The 22,704-nt window shown below is 37.7% G+C and carries 16 protein-coding genes; 4 read left to right on the plus strand and 12 right to left on the minus strand.

All coding sequences use genetic code 11. The features are described from left to right. Window positions 1–61: 61 nt before the first annotated feature. Genes BM141_RS08505 through BM141_RS08515 form a run of 3 tightly spaced genes read right to left on the minus strand, consistent with a single transcriptional unit; the run spans window position 62 to window position 764 of the window. Entirely contained in the window at window positions 62–274 is a 213-nt protein-coding gene (locus tag BM141_RS08505) for a hypothetical protein (RefSeq protein ID WP_091543906.1), read from the minus strand. Then, window positions 265–495: a hypothetical protein gene (locus BM141_RS08510; protein ID WP_091543908.1), complete on the minus strand. Its 231-nt coding sequence runs from the start codon at window positions 493–495 to the stop codon at window positions 265–267. Before BM141_RS08510 ends, BM141_RS08505 begins: the two co-directional genes overlap by 10 nt. A 29-nt stretch (window positions 496–524) precedes the next feature. Next, complete coding sequence (locus tag BM141_RS08515) at window positions 525–764, minus strand: hypothetical protein (RefSeq protein WP_143090855.1); 240 nt, start codon at window positions 762–764, stop codon at window positions 525–527. Window positions 765–1,043: 279 nt separating this feature from the next. On the opposite strand from BM141_RS08515, the gene BM141_RS08520 reads away from it, so the two are divergent. Next, on the plus strand, window positions 1,044–2,378 hold the full coding sequence (locus BM141_RS08520) for an aspartate kinase (RefSeq protein WP_091543914.1): 1,335 nt from the start codon (window positions 1,044–1,046) through the stop codon (window positions 2,376–2,378). 83 nt (window positions 2,379–2,461) lie between these two features. Here the strand turns inward: BM141_RS08520 and BM141_RS08525 are convergent, their stop codons facing one another. The 5 genes from BM141_RS08525 to BM141_RS08545 all read right to left on the minus strand — a co-directional run bounded on the left by BM141_RS08525 (window position 2,462) and on the right by BM141_RS08545 (window position 7,887). Then, on the minus strand, window positions 2,462–3,451 hold the full coding sequence (locus BM141_RS08525) for a homoserine kinase (RefSeq protein WP_091543917.1): 990 nt from the start codon (window positions 3,449–3,451) through the stop codon (window positions 2,462–2,464). Next, entirely contained in the window at window positions 3,452–4,795 is a 1,344-nt protein-coding gene (gene accC / locus BM141_RS08530; protein WP_091543920.1) for an acetyl-CoA carboxylase biotin carboxylase subunit, read from the minus strand. A gap of 103 nt (window positions 4,796–4,898) precedes the next feature. Beyond that, window positions 4,899–5,396 (minus strand): acetyl-CoA carboxylase biotin carboxyl carrier protein, encoded by a 498-nt coding sequence (accB, locus tag BM141_RS08535; protein ID WP_091543924.1) that lies wholly within the window; start codon window positions 5,394–5,396, stop codon window positions 4,899–4,901. A gap of 108 nt (window positions 5,397–5,504) precedes the next feature. Continuing rightward, window positions 5,505–6,497 (minus strand): beta-ketoacyl-ACP synthase III, encoded by a 993-nt coding sequence (locus BM141_RS08540; protein WP_091543928.1) that lies wholly within the window; start codon window positions 6,495–6,497, stop codon window positions 5,505–5,507. A gap of 196 nt (window positions 6,498–6,693) precedes the next feature. Further along, the gene (locus BM141_RS08545) at window positions 6,694–7,887 is read right to left on the minus strand and encodes a PAS domain-containing sensor histidine kinase (RefSeq protein ID WP_091543930.1); all 1,194 of its coding nucleotides are present in this window, start codon (window positions 7,885–7,887) and stop codon (window positions 6,694–6,696) included. A gap of 373 nt (window positions 7,888–8,260) precedes the next feature. On the opposite strand from BM141_RS08545, the gene BM141_RS08550 reads away from it, so the two are divergent. Continuing rightward, window positions 8,261–9,616 (plus strand): 4Fe-4S dicluster domain-containing protein, encoded by a 1,356-nt coding sequence (locus BM141_RS08550; RefSeq protein WP_091544156.1) that lies wholly within the window; start codon window positions 8,261–8,263, stop codon window positions 9,614–9,616. Window positions 9,617–9,625: 9 nt separating this feature from the next. Here BM141_RS08550 and BM141_RS08555 read toward each other — a convergent pair whose 3' ends face one another. Further along, window positions 9,626–11,170 carry a glycosyltransferase family 39 protein gene (locus tag BM141_RS08555; protein WP_143090856.1) on the minus strand — a complete coding sequence of 515 codons (1,545 nt, stop codon included), beginning with the start codon at window positions 11,168–11,170 and terminating at the stop codon, window positions 9,626–9,628. A gap of 499 nt (window positions 11,171–11,669) precedes the next feature. Between BM141_RS08555 and BM141_RS08560 the strand changes: the two genes are divergently transcribed. After that, the gene (locus BM141_RS08560; protein ID WP_091543936.1) at window positions 11,670–12,407 is read left to right on the plus strand and encodes a peptidylprolyl isomerase; all 738 of its coding nucleotides are present in this window, start codon (window positions 11,670–11,672) and stop codon (window positions 12,405–12,407) included. 219 nt (window positions 12,408–12,626) lie between these two features. Here BM141_RS08560 and smc read toward each other — a convergent pair whose 3' ends face one another. Continuing rightward, window positions 12,627–16,418 carry a chromosome segregation protein SMC gene (smc, locus tag BM141_RS08565; protein WP_091543938.1) on the minus strand — a complete coding sequence of 1,264 codons (3,792 nt, stop codon included), beginning with the start codon at window positions 16,416–16,418 and terminating at the stop codon, window positions 12,627–12,629. 278 nt (window positions 16,419–16,696) lie between these two features. On the opposite strand from smc, the gene BM141_RS08570 reads away from it, so the two are divergent. Next, the gene (locus tag BM141_RS08570) at window positions 16,697–17,728 is read left to right on the plus strand and encodes an ABC transporter ATP-binding protein (protein WP_091544159.1); all 1,032 of its coding nucleotides are present in this window, start codon (window positions 16,697–16,699) and stop codon (window positions 17,726–17,728) included. A gap of 198 nt (window positions 17,729–17,926) precedes the next feature. On the opposite strand, the gene BM141_RS08575 is transcribed toward BM141_RS08570, so the two are convergent. Further along, a complete protein-coding gene (locus BM141_RS08575; protein ID WP_091543941.1) occupies window positions 17,927–21,103 on the minus strand; it encodes a PD-(D/E)XK nuclease family protein in 3,177 nt (1,058 codons plus the stop codon). A 102-nt stretch (window positions 21,104–21,205) separates the two neighbouring features. Further along, on the minus strand, window positions 21,206–22,606 hold the full coding sequence (locus BM141_RS08580; protein ID WP_091543945.1) for a tetratricopeptide repeat protein: 1,401 nt from the start codon (window positions 22,604–22,606) through the stop codon (window positions 21,206–21,208). Window positions 22,607–22,704: the final 98 nt, after the last annotated feature.

Raw genomic sequence — 22,704 nt, forward strand, 5'->3', positions numbered from 1 at the left:
CAATTGCGATTTGGTGCATAGGTTATCTCTTTTTATGGTTGCACCTTAGAGATAACCTTTTTTACTGAAAATTCCAAACTAGCACAATCGGTTGATGTACTATGTCCATATAAGGGTCTGGCACTAAGACAATCTGCTCTAAAATAGCTTGCCTCATTTTTATTTTTTCTTGCATTGCCAGATACGCTGCCTTTGCTGCTTCTAACTCATCATCCCAAAGTTGCTTTGCACCATTTTCAGTATAAAAAACATTTTTTTCTTCTACTAATCCCATAATCTTATCGTTTTTAAAGCTATTCCTAATTTTTGTATTAAGTTTTTGGGTACCTGCTCGTGATAAAGTTTATCTGACTGTATTTTAGAGATTTCATCTTGAAAATAAGCCATTTTGATAGGCTCTTTTTCTTGCTTTATCAGTTGAATAAGTTGTGGTTCATTCCACCCGTCCGAAGGTCTGTGCATTACATATACCTCTTTTTCAGTAACTACTCTCATTTCCTGTAAGTTTCAAGTATGAGCAAACTCTATATCTGTAAGAAAAAACCATTTTTAGGGTGATTATGAGTGAAATATTTGTTTCCAAGCAGGTTCAATTCTTCTTGTGTAAATCTGATAAAATTAACCTCTCCCTGTTTGCTGAATATGAGGTTCTTATCGCTATCAAAGACAAAGCAAACTTCATAAACAAAGGTTTGTATTTGACGTTCTACACTTAATAATAACTCTGGCAATGTCAATTGTTTGTCAATCTTTATTTCACTCATATTGATTGCTTTATTAAAGTAATTCACTCTACATCTAAGGTAAGCAAAAATATGATTCACAACTACTTGCTAATCTGACTTTTTGAAATTAAAATTTCTGTGGCAATGGTACTGTCCATTCCATTGATGCAAGCTACTATCATCTTTCACCACTTAAAAAGCATAATCCTCAAATCTTGCCTCAATTTCTTCATTTTTAATTCACAATCCATTTATTTTGCAGGGTTTTTTAAAAAACGCTACATTCACATTATCTAACTAAACAGCTAACCAAACAAAATGAAAGTATTAAAATTTGGAGGAACTTCCGTAGGGTCTGCGGAAAGAATGAAAGGAGTAAATCAACTCATTAATACAGAAGAACTTAAAAATCAAAAAAGAATCATTGTGCTTTCAGCGATGTCTGGCACGACCAATACCTTGGTGCAGATTTGTGAGCAACTCTATGCACGCAACTACCCCCAAGCGGCATTGATTATTACAGAAATGGAACTCAAATACCGCAAAGTCATAGACGAACTCTATAAAAACGATGAAACCAAAGAGAGGGCAAGTAGTCTTTTAGATAATCAATTCGGGCATATTCGCTCCTTAGCCAAAGAAAAAGAAAAATTTAGCAACTTGAAAGAACGCATTTTACTGGCAAAAGGGGAGCAGCTTTCTACTGCCATGTTCCAGCTATTTTTAGAAGAAAATGGCGTAAAATCTGTGCTGCTCGATGCCTTAGAATTTATGCGTATTGATGAAAACAGCGAGCCTGAATTGGACTTTATCACAGAAAACTTACAAATTGAACTCAGTAAATACCCTGATAATCTATTGTTTATTACACAAGGGTATATTTGCAAAAACTCCTTTGGAGAAATAGACAACCTCAAGCGAGGCGGTAGCGATTACTCCGCTTCTTTGATAGGAGCGGCGGTTGATGCAGAGGAGATTCAAATTTGGACGGATATAGACGGTATGCACAACAACGACCCACGCATAGTAGATAAAACTATTCCCGTAGCACAGCTTTCCTTTGACGAGGCGGCAGAGTTGGCGTATTTTGGGGCAAAAATCCTTCACCCTGCGACTATTACCCCTGCCAAAGCCAAGAATATCCCTGTAAGGTTGCTCAATACCATGGCACCGCAGCTCAAAGGAACGGTCATTGTAGGGGAATCCCAAGGGGCAGACATCAAAGCAGTAGCTGCAAAGGACAATATTACTATGGTCAATATTCGCTCTACGCGTATGTTCTTGGCGTATGGCTTTCTAAGAAAACTTTTTGAAGTGTTTGAAAAGTACAAAACTCCTATAGATATGATTACCACTTCGGAAGTTTGCGTATCTGTTACCATAGACAATACCGCTAACTTAGAGGCAATTACCCAAGAACTAAGCGAGTTTAGTAGCGTAGAAGTCGCACATAACTTAACTATTGTGTGCATTGTTGGCGATTTGATGGGAGAGAAAATAGGCTATGCAAGCAAAATTTTCAATAGCCTTTCTGAGATTTCGCTCAAAATGATTTCTTATGGCGGTAGCAAAAACAATGTTTCTATTTTGATAGATACCAAAGATAAGAAAGCCACTCTCCAAGCCCTTAACAAAGGCTTATTTAACTTGTAAGGGCAAAAGCCTGCTCAAAAGAAAACTCTAAGGATTTTTAAAATTCTTAGAGTTCACTTGCTTTTTTACAAAATCAGAAAACTTTAATCATTGGCGTAGCTTGAATGAGTAAAAACTAAGTTTTCCCCCTTCTCTTGTTGTACGCCGAGTACCCTCGCACCTACATTGTTGATAGGAGAAATATACACGTCGCAATCTATACCTATGACTTTGAGTTCTTTACGCATGGCAGAGGCAATTTCCCCAGCTATTGCCAAAGAATTGCTCAATGCAAAAATGGAAGGACCTGAGCCAGAGATGCTACACCCCAAAGCCCCACTTTCTAATGCTGCTTGCTTTACTTTATCAAAGTTTGGAATCAACAAGGAACGCACAGGCTCTATGATGACATCTTGTAGGGAACGTTTTATCAAATCATAATCTCCTTGAATCAGCCCTGCAATCAGCCCGCCTATGTTGCCCCACTGTTGAATAGCGTCTTTGAGTAAAATGGATTTTTTCAAAATGCTTCTGGCATCTTCGGTGCGAATCTCTATTTGTGGGTGTACTACCGTAGCCACCAAGTCTTTGGGGAAAGGAATACTTACTATATCCAAAGGGTTATAACTACGCACCAGCACAAAGCCTCCTAAAAGGGCAGGAGCGACGTTGTCGGCGTGAGCTGCCCCAGAGGCTATCCGCTCTCCCTCCATAGCAAAAGGTAGGAGTTCTGCTCGCGTCAGAGGTGAGCCTAATAACTCATTGACCGCAAACAAACCCGCTACTGCACTTGCCGCGCTTGACCCCAAGCCACTACCCAAAGGCATTCGCTTATGCAACTGAATGTCTATGCCTTGCCTACTCCCAATGTGTGCCAAGTAGTGCTTAATGACCGCTGCTGCCGTATTTTTACTAACATCGAGAGGGAGCTTTCCGCCGTCGCCTGTGATTTTGCTTAGAGTAACTTCATTGCTGTCAGTGGTTTGTAGTATTACCTCGTCGCCCGGTTCGTTCAGTGCAAACCCCAAGACATCAAATCCGCAAGCCACATTAGCTACAGTAGCAGGTGCAAAAACTTTGATTTGTTTGTTCATTTATAATCCTTCAAAGTTAAAATTATCCAAAAACTTAGTAGTAAACTTGCCAGCACGGAAATTAGGGTCGTCCATCAAGCGAATGTGGAAAGGAATGGTGGTTTTTACTCCTTCTATCACAAACTCTTGTAAAGCACGCTTCATTCTTACGATTACCTCCTCTCTTGTTTGTCCTGAAACGATGAGCTTAGCAATCATAGAATCATAGTTAGGAGGAATGACATAGCCCGCATAAATATGGCTATCTACTCTTACTCCTCTGCCACCGGGAATATGTAAGGTTGTAATCTTTCCGGGGCTTGGTCGGAAATCGCGTGCTGGGTCTTCAGCATTGATGCGACACTCCATAGAGTGAAGTTGGGGATAATAGTTTCTGCCAGAAATATTTTCTCCCATAGCGACTTTGATTTGCTCTTTTATCAAGTCAAAGTCTGTAACTTCTTCTGTGATAGGATGCTCTACTTGGATACGGGTATTCATTTCCATAAAATAGAAGTTCCCGTATTTATCTACTAAAAACTCTATTGTTCCAGCCCCCTCGTAGCCAATGGACTCAGCCCCTTTGATAGCGGCTTGCCCCATTTTATCTCTGAGTTCTTGCGAAACGATAGGAGAGGGTGTTTCCTCTACTAACTTTTGATGACGGCGTTGGATAGAGCAATCTCTTTCTGAAAGGTGGCAGACTTTTCCTCTTTGGTCGCCTACTACCTGAATCTCTACGTGTCGGGGTTCTTCTACAAATTTTTCCAGATACAAGCCATCATTACCAAATGCTGCACCTGCTTCCATTTTAGCATCTTCCCATGCTTTCATAAAACCTTTGTCATCATAGACGATGCGCATTCCTCGCCCTCCACCGCCTGCGGTTGCTTTCAAAATCACAGGGTAGCCAACCTCTTTGGCGATGCTGATGCCTTCTTCTACGCTGGAGAGCAAGCCCTCTGAACCGGGTATAGTAGGTACGCCTGCCGCTTTCATGGTGGCTTTGGCAGTAGCTTTGTCGCCCATAGCATTTATCATTTCAGGGGAAGCCCCTATAAATTTGATGCCATATTCTTGGCAGATGCTTGAAAATTCAGCATTTTCAGATAAAAAACCATATCCTGGGTGTATAGCATCTGCATTGGTAATTTCTGCGGCGGCGATAATTCTTGGAATATTCAAATAGGATTGCTTGCTGACAGGGGGACCGATACAAACTGCCTCGTCTGCAAACTTAACGTGCAGGCTTTCTCTGTCTGCGGTGGAATAGATTGCTACCGTTTTAATGCCCATCTCTCTGCAAGTGCGAATGATACGCAATGCAATTTCTCCTCTATTGGCTATTAATATTTTTCTAAACATCTTTTTAATTATAAATGATGAATTATAAATAATAAATTTTGAAAATGAATTATTTTAACTTGATAATCAAGTAATTCATAACTCATAATTCATAATTCATAATTTAGGCTACTTCTACTAAAAACAATTCTTGGTCGTACTCTACGGGGGAGGCGTTCTCAACTAAAACTTTGACTATTTTTCCAGAAACCTCTGACTCTATTTCATTAAATAGCTTCATGGCTTCTATGATACAAACTACCTTGCCAGCAGTAATCTCATCTCCTACGCTTACAAAAGGAGGCTTATCAGGAGAACTTGCCCTATAAAAAGTACCAATCATGGGCGATTTGATGGCGACTAACTTACTCGAGCCTGCGCTACTGTCTGCTGTTTTCTCTGTCTTAGTTTCTACGGGAGTAGTCACGGGAACAGAAGGAGTAACAGCTACCTGCTGTACAGGAGGCACCACAGGAGCAGTAATTACAGGCTGAGTAATTACTTGCTGTACGTTAGAATGTCTTTTTACCCTTATTTTAAAGTCATTGCCTTCGATGTTTACCTCATCTAAGCCTGAGTTTGCTATAAAGTTTAGCAAGTCTTGAAGTTCTTTTGCACTCATGTTTTTTTAATTATAAATTATCAATATATAATCTGGAATTTAAGAATCTGGAATGAGATATATTCAAATATTTTTAATTCCAAATTAAAATGATTCCAGATTGAAAGATTAGTATGCCCATTTCAAATATGCCGCTCCCCAAGTAAAGCCCCCACCAAAAGCGGCAAGAATAAGGTTATCTCCTTTTTTAAACTTATGCTCAAAATCCCAAAGCAAAAGTGGGATAGTGCCATTAGTCGTATTGCCGTACTTTTCTATATTCATCAGCACCTTGCTTTCGTCTGTGATGCCCATAGACTTTGCTGTAGCGTCTATGATACGCTTATTGGCTTGATGAGGCACGAGATAGTTTACATCGTCCCCTGTCAAATTGTTGCGTTTCATTACTTGCTCTGCGGCATACGCCATATTGGTAACGGCAAACTTAAATACAGTTTTGCCGTCTTGATAAACATAGTGTTGCTTTGCATCTACGGTTTCATGAGAGGCAGGACGCCGGCTTCCACCCGCCATCATGTGCAGGTAAGGCTCGCCGCTTCCGTCCGAACGCAACCAAAAATCTATTAAGCCATTGCCCTCTTCGTTAGCTTCCAATAAGACCGCTCCTGCTCCATCGCCAAAGATAATGCAAGTGGCTCGGTCTTTATAGTCTATGATAGAGGACATTTTGTCTGCTCCAATGACCAATACCTTTTTGAATCTACCTGATTCTATAAATTGACTACCTGTGGTCAGTCCATATAAAAAGCCAGAACAGGCAGCTTGAATATCATAGCCAAAAGCATTTACCGCCCCTACTTGGGTAGCTACGATATTGGCTGTGGCGGGAAAAATCAAGTCAGGGGTAGAGGTACAACAGATAACCATTTCTATCGTTGCGGGGTCGGTGTTAGTTTTTTCTATTAGTCCATTGACCGCTTTTACTACCATGTGCGAGGTGCCTAAACCTTCTCCTTTTAAAATTCTTCTTTCTTTGATGCCTGTGCGGGTTGTAATCCATTCATCATTGGTGTCCACCATTGTTTCTAACTCGGCGTTAGTAAGTACGTAATCGGGAACGTGTCCATGCACACCTTTGATGCTTGCTCTTATCTTGCTCATAAAAATAAATTTAATGACGAATCATTAATGACTAATAAAAAAATTACCAATTACCAATGAGTATTATCAAGGTAAGTTCCTCTAAATGAATGATTAAAAATTAGTAATTCGTAATTAGCTATCAGTGATTAAAAAAAACGTTGCAAGGTATAAAAGACTTAGGCAATTTTCAAATTAATGCAAGGATTTTCAATATTTACGATAAAGAGGGGATAGTTACAGTAAAAGTAGAACCTTTGCGTTCTTGGCTTTCTACTTGGATAGTGCCGTTTAGTTTTTCCAATACATTTTTTACAATATACAATCCTAATCCGCTACCATGATTGAGTTCACTACCTTTGAAAAACATATCAAAAATCTTTTCTTGGACTTCTTCTACCATTCCTTGCCCATTGTCGGAAATGCGAATAGTAACTTGCATAGGATTGCCAATAATAGATACGCCAATAATAGGAGAAATATTGCTACGGCGATAAACAAAAGCATTCTCAATCAAACGGAATAAAATATTGAAAATTAGGTTTTTATCACTAATAAAGTTGCCTTCAATACTTATTTCAGACTCAAAAGCCACTTTGCTAAACTCAGGATTAGAAGAAAGAAAAGTAACAATCTCATCAAGGATACTCTGAAAATCTACCTTAGTAGGTTGAGGCTTGCCTTGCTTTATCTTTGTGATTTCCAGCAAGTTTTCCAAAGTAATCATAAGTTGATTGGCACTTTGGGTAATCAGTCCTAAGTACTTGTTGGTTTCTGGGTGATTGTGTTTATTTTGTGCTTTTGCCAATACGAGTAAGCCATGAATAGATGCCAAAGGTCCCAACAAGTCATGTGAGGCTTTATACATGAAAGTTTCCAACTCCAAGTTCAGTCTTTGTGCTTCTTTGTCAGACTTTTCTAAGGCTTCGTATATCGCTTTGAGTTGTGCTTCTTCCTTTTTCCTTTCTGTAATATCTTTCATCGTACCTACAATGCCTGTCAAACCCCCATAAATATTGAAAAGAGGCTTGAAAAATAGCTGCACTACTATGGTTTCACCGCTTTTGTGGAGAAGTTTTAACTCTGTATCCACAGATTCCCTTTGAGCTATCGCTACATCTATGATTTCAGCAAACTTGGCAAGGTCGGTAGTATGCACAAATTGGAAAAATAATTTTTCCTTAGAGGCTTCTATGCTATACCCTGTTAGAGTAGTCCAGCCTTCGTTCAGATAGGTATAATTCAAATGCTCATCAGTCTGAAAAACTACATCTTTGATATGGCTCAGTATCTCAGCAACCTCAGCTTTGATGACTGAGAGATTTCCTGCACTTGTTGGAATGAATCGCTCTGAATCAAGTGCTTTTTTCTGATTCAATGAAGGATTTTTGGTTTTCAAAGTAACTGACATCTAATATAAAGTGTTAAAAAATTAAGGTAGAATCAATACATAATATTTTGTTTTTATCCTAACAAGTATAACGATAAAAAAAGTGCAAAATTATGAAAGTTGTTTATCTTTAAGTAAATAGTTAGACTTTTTGCATTTTTCGTATAGACAGATGGGTAAACAGAAAGTTAATGACTTAATTTGAAAACAAAAAAAATGTACTTTCTGTTTTCAAGATTAAGAGATATTTGCCTATTTTACAAAATATTTACATTTTTATTTGAGAAAAATAAAAAAAGTGCAATATTATAATTTTAAAATCCAATAAATTTTGTTTTTAACGCATATTTTAGCAAATTCAATCTAAAAATTTACAAGCCTTATGGAAATATTCATTAGCCTATTTCAGCAGATTTTGTTCGGAGCAGTGATTATTATTTTTGGGGTTTTGCTGACTGACCGCATCAATTTTATCAAGACCAATATTCAAATGGGCAAGCCCTTAGACCGCAATGACAGAAAAAGTGAGCGTTTGAAAGCTATGCTCCTGTTTGCGTTTGGGCAGAAAAAAATGTTTGACCGTCCTTTAGTAGGTTTGCTGCATTTTGTCATTTATGCAGGTTTTCTTATCATTAATATTGAGATTTTAGAAATCATCTTAGATGGCTTGTTGGGAACGCATCGCTTATTTGCACCTTTTTTAGGAGGTCTGTACCCTACATTGATTAATTTTTTTGAGTTGTTGGCTTTGGGCGTAGTGCTTACTTGCGTAGTCTTTCTAATTCGCCGCAACTCTCACCTCATTCCAAGATTCTGGTCAAGGGAAATGAAAGGCTTTCCTGTCTTGGACGGAAACTTGATATTGATTTTTGAGATTTTATTGATGTTTTTTCTCTTTACTATGAATGCTACAGACAGCATTCTGCAAACGAGAGGGGCTGAGAGCAAATACGTAAGTGAGCATTATCCTGCCGTAGGTAGTTTTTTAGTAAGTCAAATATTTATTCCTTTGTATAGGGATTGGGACACCACGAGTTTATTTTATTTAGAAAGGATTGCTTGGTGGGTACATATTTTAGGAATTATGGGCTTTGGGATTTATGTAACCTACTCTAAGCACTTGCACATAGCCCTTTCATTTCCCAACACCTATTTTTCTAATTTAGAACCCAAAGGCAAGTTAGAAAATATGCCCGTAGTTACTGCGGAAGTCAAGTCTATGTTAGGTATTGCGGAAGCCACCCCAGCAGCAGTAGAAAATTCAGGAAATATTGGCAGATTTGGGGCAAAAGATGTGGAAGACCTCACTTGGAAAAACTTGATGGAAGCCTACACTTGTACAGAGTGCGGAAGATGTACTTCGGTTTGCCCTGCGAATATTACAGGCAAACTCCTCTCTCCCAGAAAAATAATGATGGATACCAGAGATAGAATGGAGGAGAAAGGAAATAACTTACGCTTTCATGGGAAAGACTACCAAGACGACAAATCACTTTACGGAGATTACATAACCAAAGAAGAAATCATGGCTTGTACAACTTGTAATGCCTGTACGGAGGCTTGTCCTGTCAATATCAATCCTTTGGACATTATCATACAAGTTCGCCAATATATCGCTATGGAAGAATCGGGCACCCCAGCACAATGGAACTCTATGTTTGCCAATATTGAGAATAACTCTGCGCCTTGGGCTTTTTCCCCTTCCGATAGATTCAATTGGGCAGAGGAACTAAAAAGTAAGGAAGTTTAGCAGAAAAGTTTACTTTTTTGCATAATGTACTAATTTCCAAAAAGCAAAGCGATGATATTGGGTGGTATCAAACCACGCTTGGCTTTCTTTCAGAAAAAGAGCTTCCCTATGAGGCATAATAATAATCTGTTCTATGGTATTCTTATCTGCAATCTGTGCCATATCATTGCGGGCATTGGCGATTCGAGTTTGAGAAATTTCTGAATGTTGATACGGAATACTTATGGGGTAATGCTTGATATTTTTTCTTTGGTATAGATTGACAAGGAAACTCTCCAAACTCATAGGAGCAACCACATTCTCCACAGGGTCGCTGACTATCAAAATCAGACTATTAGCTTGGCTTTGGCTTACTACAGATTGCAAAAGCAGTTCAGTCTGTTCCGCAAAGCTCGCATAGTTCTTGGCATAACGAAAAGCTTGGTTTGGGTTATCTGAAATTTTGGGCGACATCTCTACGGCAATATAGAAAACAAGCATAGAAAAATAAAGTGCGTATGTACCATCTGGGGCATATTTTTTTAGGTAATCTAAAACCATAACACAAAAAAAGGCAACCCCTACAAAAGACGGTAAGTAGTACCGCGACTGCCAGCCCGTTTGCGTATAGACTACTGCTTGGGGAAGCAAAATAGCTAAGATAAAAAGGATAAGAATTAAGTTTTTATCAAGAAAAGTAAGCAGATTGCCAAGTATTTGCCCACCTGTTAGAAAAATAACTAAAAGCAAAGCACAAAATAGATAGACATAGACATCGTTGGCTAAGAATAAGGCAAAAAAGTTTTGGACGTAAGCCCATATACTTACGGAAGCAGAAACTCCTGCATACCCTCTGCCTCCTCCCTTCATCACTAACAATACATAAGCAATTTCTGCAATGAAAAGCAAGAAAATAGGAAGAGCAAAAGGCAAAGACTTTAAAAAACCTTTTTTAATATTTTGATTTTCAACAATATAGGAAAAATAAAATTTAAAAATGATGATGGCAGGTAGTACTAAGATGAAACTTTCTTTTGACAGGCTCATCAAAAAGCTACTCAAAATGGCTAATACATCAAAGATAAATCCTTTTTCTGAGGCAATAGCTATCAAATAAAGACTTAAAGACATAAAAAACAAGCCAATAGGTTCTTGACAGTGGATATTGTACCATACCCAGAACTGCTCTCCAAAGAAAGCAAGGGTAGGGAAAAGCAAACTTAGCCTTAGAGAAAAGCCCAACTTTCTGGCAGTGAGGAAAAACAAAAAAGAAGAAAAAATGCCTAAAAGTAAATAAATCAGGCGGGCAGGAAAAATATTAGCTCCGAAGAATTTAGCACAAACTAATTCATAAAATATGCCCACAGGCGCAAGCATATAGGTTTTCATCTGAGTCCACACAGTGAGTAGGTCTTCTGCAATAGGTTTTCCATTGTTGTAGTAGTGAAGCATTATACTGTAAGCATCTATGTCTAAGTGCAAACCTGCAAAAAGTACCCCTGTAAGGAGGAATAAAAGCAACCAAAAAAGGCTAACACCAAAAAATACAAATAGGTGATGCTTTGGCGAATTCATATTTGTTAGAATTTTACTATTTGATTTTCAATAGATTATTTTTTAGGCTTAGATGATTAATTCATCTAAATTGTTTATTAATGTTATGTATAGAACATAGATAATACTGATTTTACTGATAAAACACAGATTTTTGGTAATCTATCAGTGAAAATCCGTAGCATCTGTAAAATCTGTGTTCTAAGGTTATTATGTAAAAAAAGTTATTCAATTAGCTTACTGATTAGAAATAAGCAAAAACTCTATTTAATAAAGCAATGCATTTATGTTCACTTAATACAGTCAAATATAAAATCTTCTTATCGCAAATATTGTTCAGAAATTACTACTACGGATAAATCTAATTGATTTTTCTTTTAAACATTCAAGATTAAGTATAGCTATCAACGATTGATATATTTATGACTTTACTTACATAAATACAAATCTACTTTTATTTTTGTAAAACTTTTAGCCAAATGAAAGTTATTCACTCAACTTAAAAATAAATTTTAAAAACATGACTATCAGATATTTACAAAAAATAGTTTTATTTTTATGGATATTATTTGCTGGATTTGCTGCTTTTGCTCAGCAGAAAAAGTTACCTTCTAAGCAAAAGCCTAAAAAAGATTATTTGCTTACTATCACTACGGAGTTTGGTCAGATTTATCTGGTGCTTTATGATAAAACACCTAAGCACAAAGAAAATTTTATCAAGTTAGTAAAAAATAAATTTTACGACAGTTTGTTATTTCATAGGGTCATAGACGGATTTATGATTCAAGGCGGCGACCCTAACTCTAAAAATGCCCAAGAAGGTGAAATGCTGGGCATGGGAGATGTGGGGTATATGATAGATGCAGAGTTTAATCCTGAGATTTTTCATAAAAGAGGTTCTCTGGCAGCTGCAAGAAACAATAATCCTCAAAAAGCCTCAAGTGGTTGCCAGTTCTACATCGTGCAAAAGAAAGCACTCTCTGATGCAGAATTGGAACAGATAGAAGCAAATATTGGACGGCAAATTCCTGAAAATCAGAAAAAAGTCTATAGAGAAATAGGAGGAACACCTCACTTGGATATGGGCTATACAGTGTTTGGGGAAGTCATACAAGGCATGGAAGTAGTAGATAAAATAGCGAGTGTAGAAAGGGACGAGAACAATCGCCCTTTGAAAGATGTAAGAATGAGCATTAAAGTAGAGGAGCTACCTAAGCAAAAAATTACCCAGCGCTTTGGCTATCAATTCAAAGATTAGTACGTTTAAAGGCGTAGATTTTTAATTTGTCTAAATTGTTAGTGACTACTTGTGGAACACAGATAATACTGATTTTACTGATAAGACACAGATTCAGGATAATTCATCAGTGCAAATCTGCCTAATCAGTTAAATCCGTATTCCAAAATTATTGTAAAGTCATTAGATTAAGGTACTGATTATACATAACTTTGATAGAAGTCCCATAAAAAAATGCGTCTAAGCCAACTCCCTCAAATCCACAGGAACTACCGTAGAAACGCCTTGCTCTAACATCGTTACGCCATAGATTACGTCGGTTGTTGCCATAGTACGCTTGTTGTGTGTAACAATAATAAATTGCGAATAGTCTGCAAAGCGTTTAATGATGTTATTGAACTTGTCGATATTGGCATCATCAAGGGGAGCGTCCACCTCGTCAAAAATACAGAAAGGGGCAGGGCGCAAAAGGTAAATCGCAAAGAGCAGGGAAACTGCGGTTAGCGTTTTTTCTCCACCAGATAACTGATTGATAGTCAGCGGTCTTTTTCCTTTGGGTTTGGCAACGATGTCTATGTCTGCTTCCAAAGGGTTTTCGGGGTCAGAGAGTATGAGGTCGCAGGTATCCTCCTCTGTAAATAGGGAACGGAAAACCTCTATAAAGTTGGTTCTGATTTTTTGGAAAGCTTCTGTAAAGTTCTGCCTTGCTACCGTATCTATTTCTGTAATAGTCTGAATTAGAGAGTTTTTGGCATGTAATAAGTCCTCTTTTTGGCTAATGATGAAGTCATAACGTTGCTTGATTTCGTTGTATGCCTCCATAGCCATCGGGTTGACTTGCCCAATTTTTTCCAAGCGTTCTTTTGCCTTTTTTACTTCCTCTCGCAGATACTCTTCGGTCAGTGGGCTAATCTGCACATCTTCTGCTTGCATAATTGCCTCTAAATCAATTTCAAACTCTACGGATAGGCGTTCCTTTACGGCGGAGAGTTGCAAGCGACTTTCGCTGAGTTTGTTTTGCAGTTCGTTGAGCAGTGCATCGGCAATGTCCTTGCTTCGGCGTAGCTCACGAATTAGTTTTTCTATCTCTACTACCTCCCCTCTTGCATGGTAATAGGCTCGTTCTGATTCTTTTACGCCTGCTTCTATGCTGTCCCTTTCGTCATATAATCTAAGTAAATAATCGTCTTCTTCTGTGGAGAGTATGCTATCCTTCAACTGCAAAATTTCTTTCTCAAATTGGGAAAGTTCTTGGGAAAAAGTATCTATGCGTTTTTGCGTTTTTTCCAATTCTAATTCCTTGTATGCCAATTCTTTGCTAAAAGAATCAACTTTGTTTTTGAGTTGGTAAAAGGCAATATTTTTTTCGTTGTAAATGGTAGATTTTTGAGAAAGCAAGTCATTTTGAGCAAATAAAACTTGATTTTTTTCACTCAATTGATGTTCCATTTCGCTAAGTGCTTGCTGAGTTGCCGTTACCAAAGGCTCGCTGTCAATGATTTCATCTTTCAAAATTGCCAACTGTTCTTGCATTTCCTCTACTTTCATTTTTTGGCGTTTGGACTGCTCATATTGTTGTTCTTGGCGAATTTTGGCAGAAACTAAGGCTTGTTGCACTTTGGCAATTTCTGCTTGTAGCTTTGTAATTGCCTCGTTTTGAGTAGCTTCTTTGAGTTTTTGCAAGTGATAGACTTTGCGTTCTATACTCTGCTCGTGGTTTTGAATCAGTTTTTTGAGTTCACCAATTTCTTTGCTCAAATTTTCCAAATTTTTTACCCTGCCAATGCGCTTGCCTTCAAAAAGTCCAACAGAACCGCCTGAAACACTGTATTTTCTGCGAATGACTTTACCATTGAGGGAGATGAATACGCCCCCCTCTTTCCCCCCAAAGGGAGAGGTAAAATTATTTTCTGAGGAAACGTTCCCCCCCTCAGAAGGAGGGGGCAGGGGGGGGGCTTCATTCACAATATACACATTCTCCAATAACAAACTCATCAAAGGAAAATACTTGTCTTCGCACTCAATCAAGCGAATGGCAGGAATCATACTTCCCTCACTTTCAGCATTTAAAGCATAAAGGATTTTAGACGGATTGTTGTTAAAAATTTTTTCTGCATCTTCCAGCACGAAAAAGTTTGCTTTACCTTGCGAAGCCTCATTCAATAAATTCACTGCTTGGAAAGCCTGTTCTTGGGTTTCCACAATAAAATAGTTCATGCGGGACTGCAAGAAATTTTCAATTGCAATTTTGTACTTTTCCTCGCAAGTAAAAATATCAGAAAGAAAAGGAGCATTTTTGATGTAGCTTACATTTTGCTTTAAAAATTTTACGCCTTCTGGGAAACCTTCAAAGTTGTCTATCAAGGATTTAGTCAGATTATACTCATTTTGTAAGGCATCTAACTTGCGACTATTTTTGGCGAAATCTTCCCTAATTTCTTCTATTTCTGCTTGTAAATCAGTGATTTGCTCTTTGAGTTCTTCTTCCTTTTGCAAAAGATTATTTAATTCATTTTCTTTCTCACTGATTTCTTCTTTCAGTGCTACAATCTCATCAGTAAATCGGTCAATGTTGTCTTGAAACTCGCTGTCCCCTGAAAGGTTTTTTTCTAAGTCTATCCGCAGGCTATTGTATTGTATTTGCTTGATTTCTAAGACTTTTTTTACTTGAAAAACGTTTTCTTGCTTGCTTTTGATTTGTAAGTTTAGTTCGCTGACTTCTTTTTGAATTTCCTGAACTACTTGTTTTTGCTTCTCATAGTCCGCTTTTAAGTTTGCCAAGTGTGCCTCTGCTTCTGCTAATTGGCGATTGGCTGATTTTTCTTCTTGGGAAATTTGCTGAATCTGTAATTGTATTTTTTCAATATTGTCTTTTTCTGTTCTTTGCTGATTTTCTATGTTTTGCTTTCTGTCCTGCAAGTATTTTAATCGCTCTGACTTAATTTTTTTCTCACTTTCGTACTGTCTAATTCTGTTAATATGGTCATTCAGCGTCTTTTGGCGAGAAGAAAAAAGTTTTTCCTTGTTCAGAATATCCAACTGCAAAGCCTCAATTTCTGCTTCTTTGGCTTCTATCTGTATTTGCAAGGCTAATTTCTTATCACTTTCTTGGGTAATTTGCTGATTGAGTGAAATTAATCTTTCCCTTTGTTGGAAAACTACTTTCTTAGCAAGTTCTATGCTCAGATTTTTGTATTCCTCTTTGGTTTTAAAATAGCGTTCCGCCTGTTTTGCCTGTTTTTCAAGGGTTTTGAGGTTTTTGTCTATCTCAAAAAGTAGGTCTTCTACCCTCTCTAAGTCCGCATCTGCCTCTCCCAACTTTTTCATGGTTTCCTTTTTCCTGACCTTGAACTTGGAAATTCCTGCGGCTTCCTCAAACAAACTGCGGCGTTCTCCATGCGTATCGTTTAGGATTTCATCTACCATCTTCAGCTCAATAATTGCATAGCTGTCTGCCCCTATCCCTGTGTCTAAGAACAAGTTATTGATGTCTTTGAGGCGACAAGGTACGCCATTGAGTAGGTATTCACCCTCACCAGTGCGGTAGTAGCGGCGGGTAACAACGATTTCGGAGTATTGGTTGATGGTTGATGATTGTTGATTGTTAGTTGTTAATTGCTCATTGTTTGAGGTTGTTTGAGATTGTTTGAGATTGTTGTTAGTTGTTGGTTGTTGGTTGTTCTTGCCGTTGTCAGTATCTTCACTGACAACTCTTTCTTTATCAATACTATCCATTTTTTGCGTTTTATCACGCAAAAAACTGCCTTTATGATTATTATTAAAAGTTAGGGACACCTCTGCCATTTGGAGGGGTTTGCGATTTTTTGTGCCATTGAAAATGATGTTTTCCATTTTGTCGGAACGCAGGCTTTTGGTACTCTGTTCGCCCAATGCCCAACGGATAGCATCAACTACATTGGATTTGCCGCAACCGTTAGGACCCACAATGCCCGTTACGCCTTCCTCGAAATGAATAGTTACCTTGTCGCCAAAACTTTTGAATCCCCTGATTTCTAATTTGCTTAGTTGCATACGATTACAATACAATAGTTGGATAGTTAAATAGTTGAGTAGTCTGATAGTTATTTTTTTGTATCCAGCTATTTAGCTATTCTAACTATTAAAACTATTTATTTTGCGAAATTACACTTGTTTTGGGAGAAATGGAAATGAGAAAAGTTAGGATGGGGTGGAGTAGTTGAAAATGAGGGAGAAAAAATTTAAAGTTTATACAAGCTATTACGTTTGCTGATGAATTTGCTACATTTGTGCTGTTAAAATTTTTATTAAGTCTAAACAAAGTTTTTGTAGTGGGATTAAATATTTTATCAATACAAAACCTCTCTAAAAAATACTCTCAAAATCAAGTACTTGCTGTAAAAGATTTTAGTTTAGCAATTAAAAAAGGAGAAATTGTAGCGATTACAGGGGAAAGTGGTTGTGGAAAAACTACTTTGCTGAGGCTTATTGCAGGCTTGGAAATCCCTGATGAGGGTACTATTACTATCCACAACCAGATTGTAGCAGACAAAACCACTTGGATAAAACCCGAGAAACGTCATGTAGGCATGGTTTTCCAAGACTATGCGCTTTTCCCACATCTTGATATCAAAGAAAATATCGCTTTTGGACTGAATAGAGTACAAAATAAAAAAGAGATAATCCATGATATACTTGCTTTAGTAGGTTTACAAAGCTATGAAAACCGCTATCCGCATGAGCTTTCTGGCGGACAGCAACAACGTGTAGCTTTAGCAAGAGCTTTAGCCCCTCAACCTGCTTTATTGCTTTTAGATGAACCGTTTAGTAACTTGGACGAGATGCTCAAAGAGCAAGTGCGCGAAGACTTGTTGCGAATTATTCGCCAAACAGCGACCACTACCCTCCTTGTTACTCATGATGTCAAAGATGCACTAGCAATAGCTGATAGGATTGCAGTGATGCAGCAAGGTAAACTCCAGCAATGTAGCTACCCTAAGGATATTTACGAGTATCCTGTAAATACTTATGTTGCCCGTTTTTTTGGTAAAATGAATGTACTGACAGGGAGTATGCAAAATCAAACTTTGCAAACTGCCATAGGGAACTTTCCTGTAAGCAGGGCGCAAGCCAAATCCATAGGTATCAGACCAGAACACATTAATTTGATAGTAAAGAATCTGCAAGTAATTGAAAGTCATAAAGTTAAAGGAATTGTTAGCAAAATACATTTCTTTGGAGCATATTGTGAGGTAACTACTCGGGTAGGTGATGTGGAGATAGTAATTAGAACCGATAACTCTTTTGAGGGTAAAATTGGACAGGAGGTCGGTTTGGAAGTAAACAAGTATTGCGAGTGGTGAAGTTTCTTATGTCATACTCTTGCTCAGGGTTTATCTATTTTTTGTAATACATCAAAACATTTTCCTTAAACTGCATGAATAGCATAGTCTTTTTTTCAAATACAAAGAAGAACTTTCTTTGGGTTAGAGTATCTGGTTTTCTGAAAAAATCTTTTTCAAATAGATAGGGAATAAATATAAGTAAAAAAATAAATTTGTTTAATCTTTCCTTTCCTCTTCGCTATCCTCACTGATTTCTCCCCCTCTTTCCTTGAAAGGCTTGCTCTCATCAAGCATATCCCTGACTATGGCGTGGATGAAGTCCTCAATATAAGGCATAAACTCTTGAATACTTTGGGGTTCGTCTTTGAGTTCGTAGCCTACAAATCCCTTTTTCATTTTGCGGAAAAAATAATAGCCCGAAAGAATAGGAAATTTTACCAGAGCCTCTTTGCCCGAGAGTTTATCGGGTAATTTTTCATCAAAGCGTTTAGAATTTTCCATCTCTTTGATAAGCAAATATTTGTAAAGCATTAGCTGAACAACCTTATCTTTGTCAGGATTTTGGAGCAAGGTTTCTTTGTCCTCGGCTTTGAGGTCTGCTTCGTTAAATGTCCCTGTTTTATAATCTACGATACGGAACTGTTCTTTTACTATGTCTATCCTATCTGTTTTCCCTGTAAGGAATACTCGTACTTTTTTCCCAGAGGGCAGCTCAGTCCAAAGCGTAGTAGATAGGTGATTTTCTTGCTCTACAATGTATAAAGGTGTTTCTTTGTCTGCTTGTTGCTTTACAAAGTTCTTTATCAAATAATTAGCTATTCTTTTTAAAATATAATTCTTCCCTTTTTCTGTAACTATGCCACCTTTTTGGGTTTTGATGATTTCCTCTATGACTTGCAAAATTTGTTCATCTGACTGAATCAATACAATCAATTCCTTTTCCCCTACGCTTTTTCCTTTGAAATTTTCTAAATTTTTCTCTAAAAAATCGTGAATGACAGAGCCAAAAGTATTTGCCATCATCTCCTCCTCTATCTCATTGGGGTCGTTGAGTTGGAGAATTTTCTTTTGGAAAAATTCCAAAGGATTTCGCAAATACATATTAATCACGCTTGGGGTAAGTCCACCTTTTGGCTTTGCGCCCTTTTCATCTTTTTGGTAATTATTGGCTAAAAAGTCCTCAATTTTTTTGATGATTTCGGGGGTTTTCTTGATTTCTGTCTTTCGCTGTGCAGAATCTGGTAGGGAAAGTATCAACTGTTTTTCTTTGATTTCCAAGTTGCTCAACTGCGACATTTCTGCCTGAATCTGAGTGAGATAGCGACTGCGTTCTGCTCCTCCTAAACCTGTCCCAGAGGAAGTCGTATAAATCAAAAAAATCTCTTTGGCGTGGTGAAAAAGTCGGAAAAAGGTATAAGCATACGAAGCATCGCCCTCTATGTGCGTAGGAATCCCAAAACGCACCCGCACATCAAAGGGAATCACCGAGCCAATGAGCTTGCCTTTGGGCAAAATCCCCTCATTGCAGGAGGGAATAATGACCGTTTCAAAGTCCAAAGTACGTGATTCGAGCATACCCATGATTTGTACAGGACTAAGAGGCTCTCCCGTAAAAGGCACAGCTGCATTGCGTATATTTTCATATAAAAACTGCTTAAAAGTCCTGATAGTCAGCTCATTTTTCTTCTCACCCAAAATGTCATTAATCCTATTGAGTAGGGTATAAAACTGCAACAAATATTCATTTTCCAAGACATTGTGTTCGTCGTCAAACAAATCCACCAAGACCGATACCAAGTCGAAAAGGGCTTTGATAGCATTGCTTACCACTTTTTTATCTCCCTCTTTTTTCCAAAAAGTAAAAATCTTTTTGTAAAAAGGCAAAGACTGTCCCCATTCTTCTGTGAGTTCGTAAAGGGGAATATAAATTAGGTTGTCTTTTTGTATTTTTTCAAGATGCTCTTGAATTTGGTCATAATTCCCTTTTTCTACGGCTTGCTTGCTTTGCCGCTCTATTTCACCTACTTCTTTGTCTATTTCACTTAACCTTTCAGTTGTATCTTTGACTATTTCGTAGAGTTTGGCATCTTTACTCTTAGAGTATTGGATAAAAGGGTGGCGCAAAATTTTGATGATGTCTTTGTAATATACATTGACAAATTTTTCTCCATTTTGCTCTATGATTTGCAAATTTTCCTGAAAAGTGAACAGATTATCAATGAGATAGAACAAAGGTGTTTTGTCAATCGACAAGCCCATAGTTACGTTGAGGTGTTCTTTGAGAGAAATAGAATGGGCATTGTTAGGCTTATTTCTATCTACCACAGGGAGGGAGTGCAAAATAGGAAGGAGCATTGTTTCATCAGGAAGTACTATACCTATTTGATTTATAGAAGTTTTAAAGGTTCTCTCCTCTGCATTTTTGCTAATTTCTATGAGTTTTTTTTCTAAAATATCCCCTATTAGCTTGGCTTGAGTAACTTTGTTACTTACACTTAAAATATGAATTTGCTTAGGCTCTGTACTTAACCTTTTGTCCACCCATTTCAAGTTTTCTTCTCCTACCCACTCGGCATATTTTCGCAAGTAAAAACCCGCCTCATGCCCCTTATTTTCAAAGTAATAGCTATCTATCTCCCAGTAAAAATCAGCTCGCTTTTGCTTATAAAATTCCTTCATCAACGCTTCCTCTGCCTTAGTCAATTGGTTGAATCCAACAAAGATAGCTTGCTGAATATCGCTTTCTGTTACGTACTTGCTCACATTGTCAATCACCCTGCGAAATGCCAGCCCCTGATAAGCCATATTTTTGGCTAATAGCTTGTTTTTAAAGTCGTTGTAAGTGTCTTTCAAATATCCCCAAAAGGCGTAATAGTCATGGGCATTTTCGCTTTTAGCGTATTTTTCTTGGATTTTACTTTTGGCTTCCTCGAGTTTTTCCCAATCCTGAATCTCCTCCTCTTCTTCCCAGCCCAAACTTTCCTTTGCCCAGCGTTCTATTGCTTTTGCCTCTGCCAAGTAGTCAAAAAAAGCATCAGGATTGACCAAGTTCATGTCTATCATGTTGAAATCATTGAGCAAAGACGAGCCAAGCGGCACAAATTTTTCCAGATTTCCAGCTTCCTCAGCTTGCACAGTCTTAGAAAAACTTTCAAAAAGCTCGAAAAGCAAAATCACATTGTCAGCGACTTCTACGTCTGCAATTTTCCGCACAAAGTCGTTGATAGACATGATTTCAGGTGAGATAAAAGATGCTTGGGCAACCTCTGCTAAGTAGTGCTTCATATACAAACAAGAGCGGTTGGTAGGCAATACCAAATGGATAGAAGACAAAGTATTTTTATACTTTTCTAATATTTCGTAGGCAACTTTTTTGAGAAAGGGAATTTGCATAGAGCCAAATATGGTCAGTAAAAGTACACGCTTAGTGATGCTAATAATTTGTTATTCAAACGCATAGCATCACATAAGTAATTAAGCAAATTAGCTCGTTGATTACTCAGCATCGTCGTCAGCTTCGTTCTCCAGAGATTTAAGTTCACTCAGGGCAATGAGTTCTACTTCTGCCGCATCTCTAATAAGAGTTTGAATTTTTAAGACAGATTTAAAGGCTTCTTTGGCTAATTTGAGGTCGTTAGCCCCTTTAGCTGCCAGACCTTTCAAAAAGTAAAAACTACCTAAGATAGAAGCAGGAACAGGGATTTTCTTACTAAGGAAATCATCAATATCTGCTATGGCTTCCTTATGATTTCCAATTTTATACTGAGCCAAGCACATCAAAAACCATGTATCAGGGTCAGGACGGCTTGCTCTAATCTTGCCTGCTTTTAGTTTCATGGCTTCGTTAAGAGTATTCAAGCTACCATCATAATCGCCTGCTTCCATTTGGGTCTGGGCAATTTTATCATACCAAGCCAGCTTTTTTACAGGGTCGGGTTGATTATTAGCTGCCATTCTCATGTGTTCTATAGTCGCACTTACATCTTGATTGCGTTTGGAGAGTTCCGCTTTGAGGAGGTGTGCCTTCGTGAAGTCTTTATCTATTCTAAGGGCTTGGTCTAAGTACATCATGCTTATATTTTCCTCATGAAACTTTGCATAGGTGCTTGCTAAGTTATAAAAATATGGGGCGGAGAGTTTATCTACTTTTCTTTTGAAGGGTCCGAATTGGATTTTCTGTAAAATAGGCTTAGCTTCGTCAAATCGCTGGAGTTGGTATAAGGCATATCCCAGTTCATAGTAATACTTGGCACTTTCTCTTAAATCTTTTTTCTGCAAGTCTGGCTCTATTTTTCTTATGCTTTTTTGTGCTTCTTCGTACTGGTTGAAGAAATTACTCATTTTAGCATAGAAAAATGCCACATTATGGTTGGTAGGGGCTACAGCATAAATATCTTTGATTTTATTGTAGGCTTCCTGCATTTTTTTCTCCTTGATGAGTTTCATAATAATGAAACTCTTGTAATCTACTTTCTTATATACATCTTTCTCATACTGAGATGCAAGTTCATAACAAATGGCTGCACTGTCGTTTTTATTAGTAAGTTTCATAATTTTACCCATCAGCGCATAAGCTCCTGCATGAGTAGGTTGCAAGCGGATAGCCTGATGTAAAGAATAAACAGATAACTTAGGTCTTTTCAACAGAAACTCACAATTAGCTTTCCCAAACCAAGCATCTACATCATTCGGATTGTCTTTAATGAGTTTTTCATATTCTTCTAACAATATATCTGTGCGAGTACCAGAACGATTAAAAGCCATCTCTGAACTTGTTTTGGCTGGCTCAGGATTCGCTGGCTTGGGTTTTACACTTTTAGTTTGTGCATTTACGGATTGTAAACCACTAAAAACAAGCATAAATATCAGGTGAATAATCAAAGATTTTCTTTTCATGCGCAAAGAAAAATTCGTCAAACATTTCAAGTATTAAAATAGTAAGTCAAAGTAATTTAAAAAACAGTGTATGCCTCAATAGTATTTGCTTTATAATA

Origin of the sequence: Thermoflexibacter ruber, from assembly GCF_900113045.1 — a bacterium.
In the GTDB taxonomy this organism is placed as follows: domain Bacteria; phylum Bacteroidota; class Bacteroidia; order Cytophagales; family Thermoflexibacteraceae; genus Thermoflexibacter; species Thermoflexibacter ruber.

Coding starts and splice junctions, on each gene's coding strand:
- BM141_RS08545 (WP_091543930.1), bottom strand. CDS start 7,887: ATGTCAGTTACTTTGAAAACCAAAAATCCTTCATTGAATCAGAAAAAA.
- BM141_RS08540 (WP_091543928.1), bottom strand. CDS start 6,497: ATGAGCAAGATAAGAGCAAGCATCAAAGGTGTGCATGGACACGTTCCC.
- accC (WP_091543920.1), bottom strand. CDS start 4,795: ATGTTTAGAAAAATATTAATAGCCAATAGAGGAGAAATTGCATTGCGT.
- BM141_RS08575 (WP_091543941.1), bottom strand. CDS start 21,103: ATGCAAATTCCCTTTCTCAAAAAAGTTGCCTACGAAATATTAGAAAAG.
- BM141_RS08510 (WP_091543908.1), bottom strand. CDS start 495: ATGAGAGTAGTTACTGAAAAAGAGGTATATGTAATGCACAGACCTTCG.
- accB (WP_091543924.1), bottom strand. CDS start 5,396: ATGAGTGCAAAAGAACTTCAAGACTTGCTAAACTTTATAGCAAACTCA.
- BM141_RS08520 (WP_091543914.1), top strand. CDS start 1,044: ATGAAAGTATTAAAATTTGGAGGAACTTCCGTAGGGTCTGCGGAAAGA.
- BM141_RS08515 (WP_143090855.1), bottom strand. CDS start 764: ATGAGTGAAATAAAGATTGACAAACAATTGACATTGCCAGAGTTATTA.
- BM141_RS08555 (WP_143090856.1), bottom strand. CDS start 11,170: ATGAATTCGCCAAAGCATCACCTATTTGTATTTTTTGGTGTTAGCCTT.
- smc (WP_091543938.1), bottom strand. CDS start 16,418: ATGCAACTAAGCAAATTAGAAATCAGGGGATTCAAAAGTTTTGGCGAC.
- BM141_RS08580 (WP_091543945.1), bottom strand. CDS start 22,606: ATGAAAAGAAAATCTTTGATTATTCACCTGATATTTATGCTTGTTTTT.
- BM141_RS08525 (WP_091543917.1), bottom strand. CDS start 3,451: ATGAACAAACAAATCAAAGTTTTTGCACCTGCTACTGTAGCTAATGTG.
- BM141_RS08560 (WP_091543936.1), top strand. CDS start 11,670: ATGACTATCAGATATTTACAAAAAATAGTTTTATTTTTATGGATATTA.
- BM141_RS08505 (WP_091543906.1), bottom strand. CDS start 274: ATGGGATTAGTAGAAGAAAAAAATGTTTTTTATACTGAAAATGGTGCA.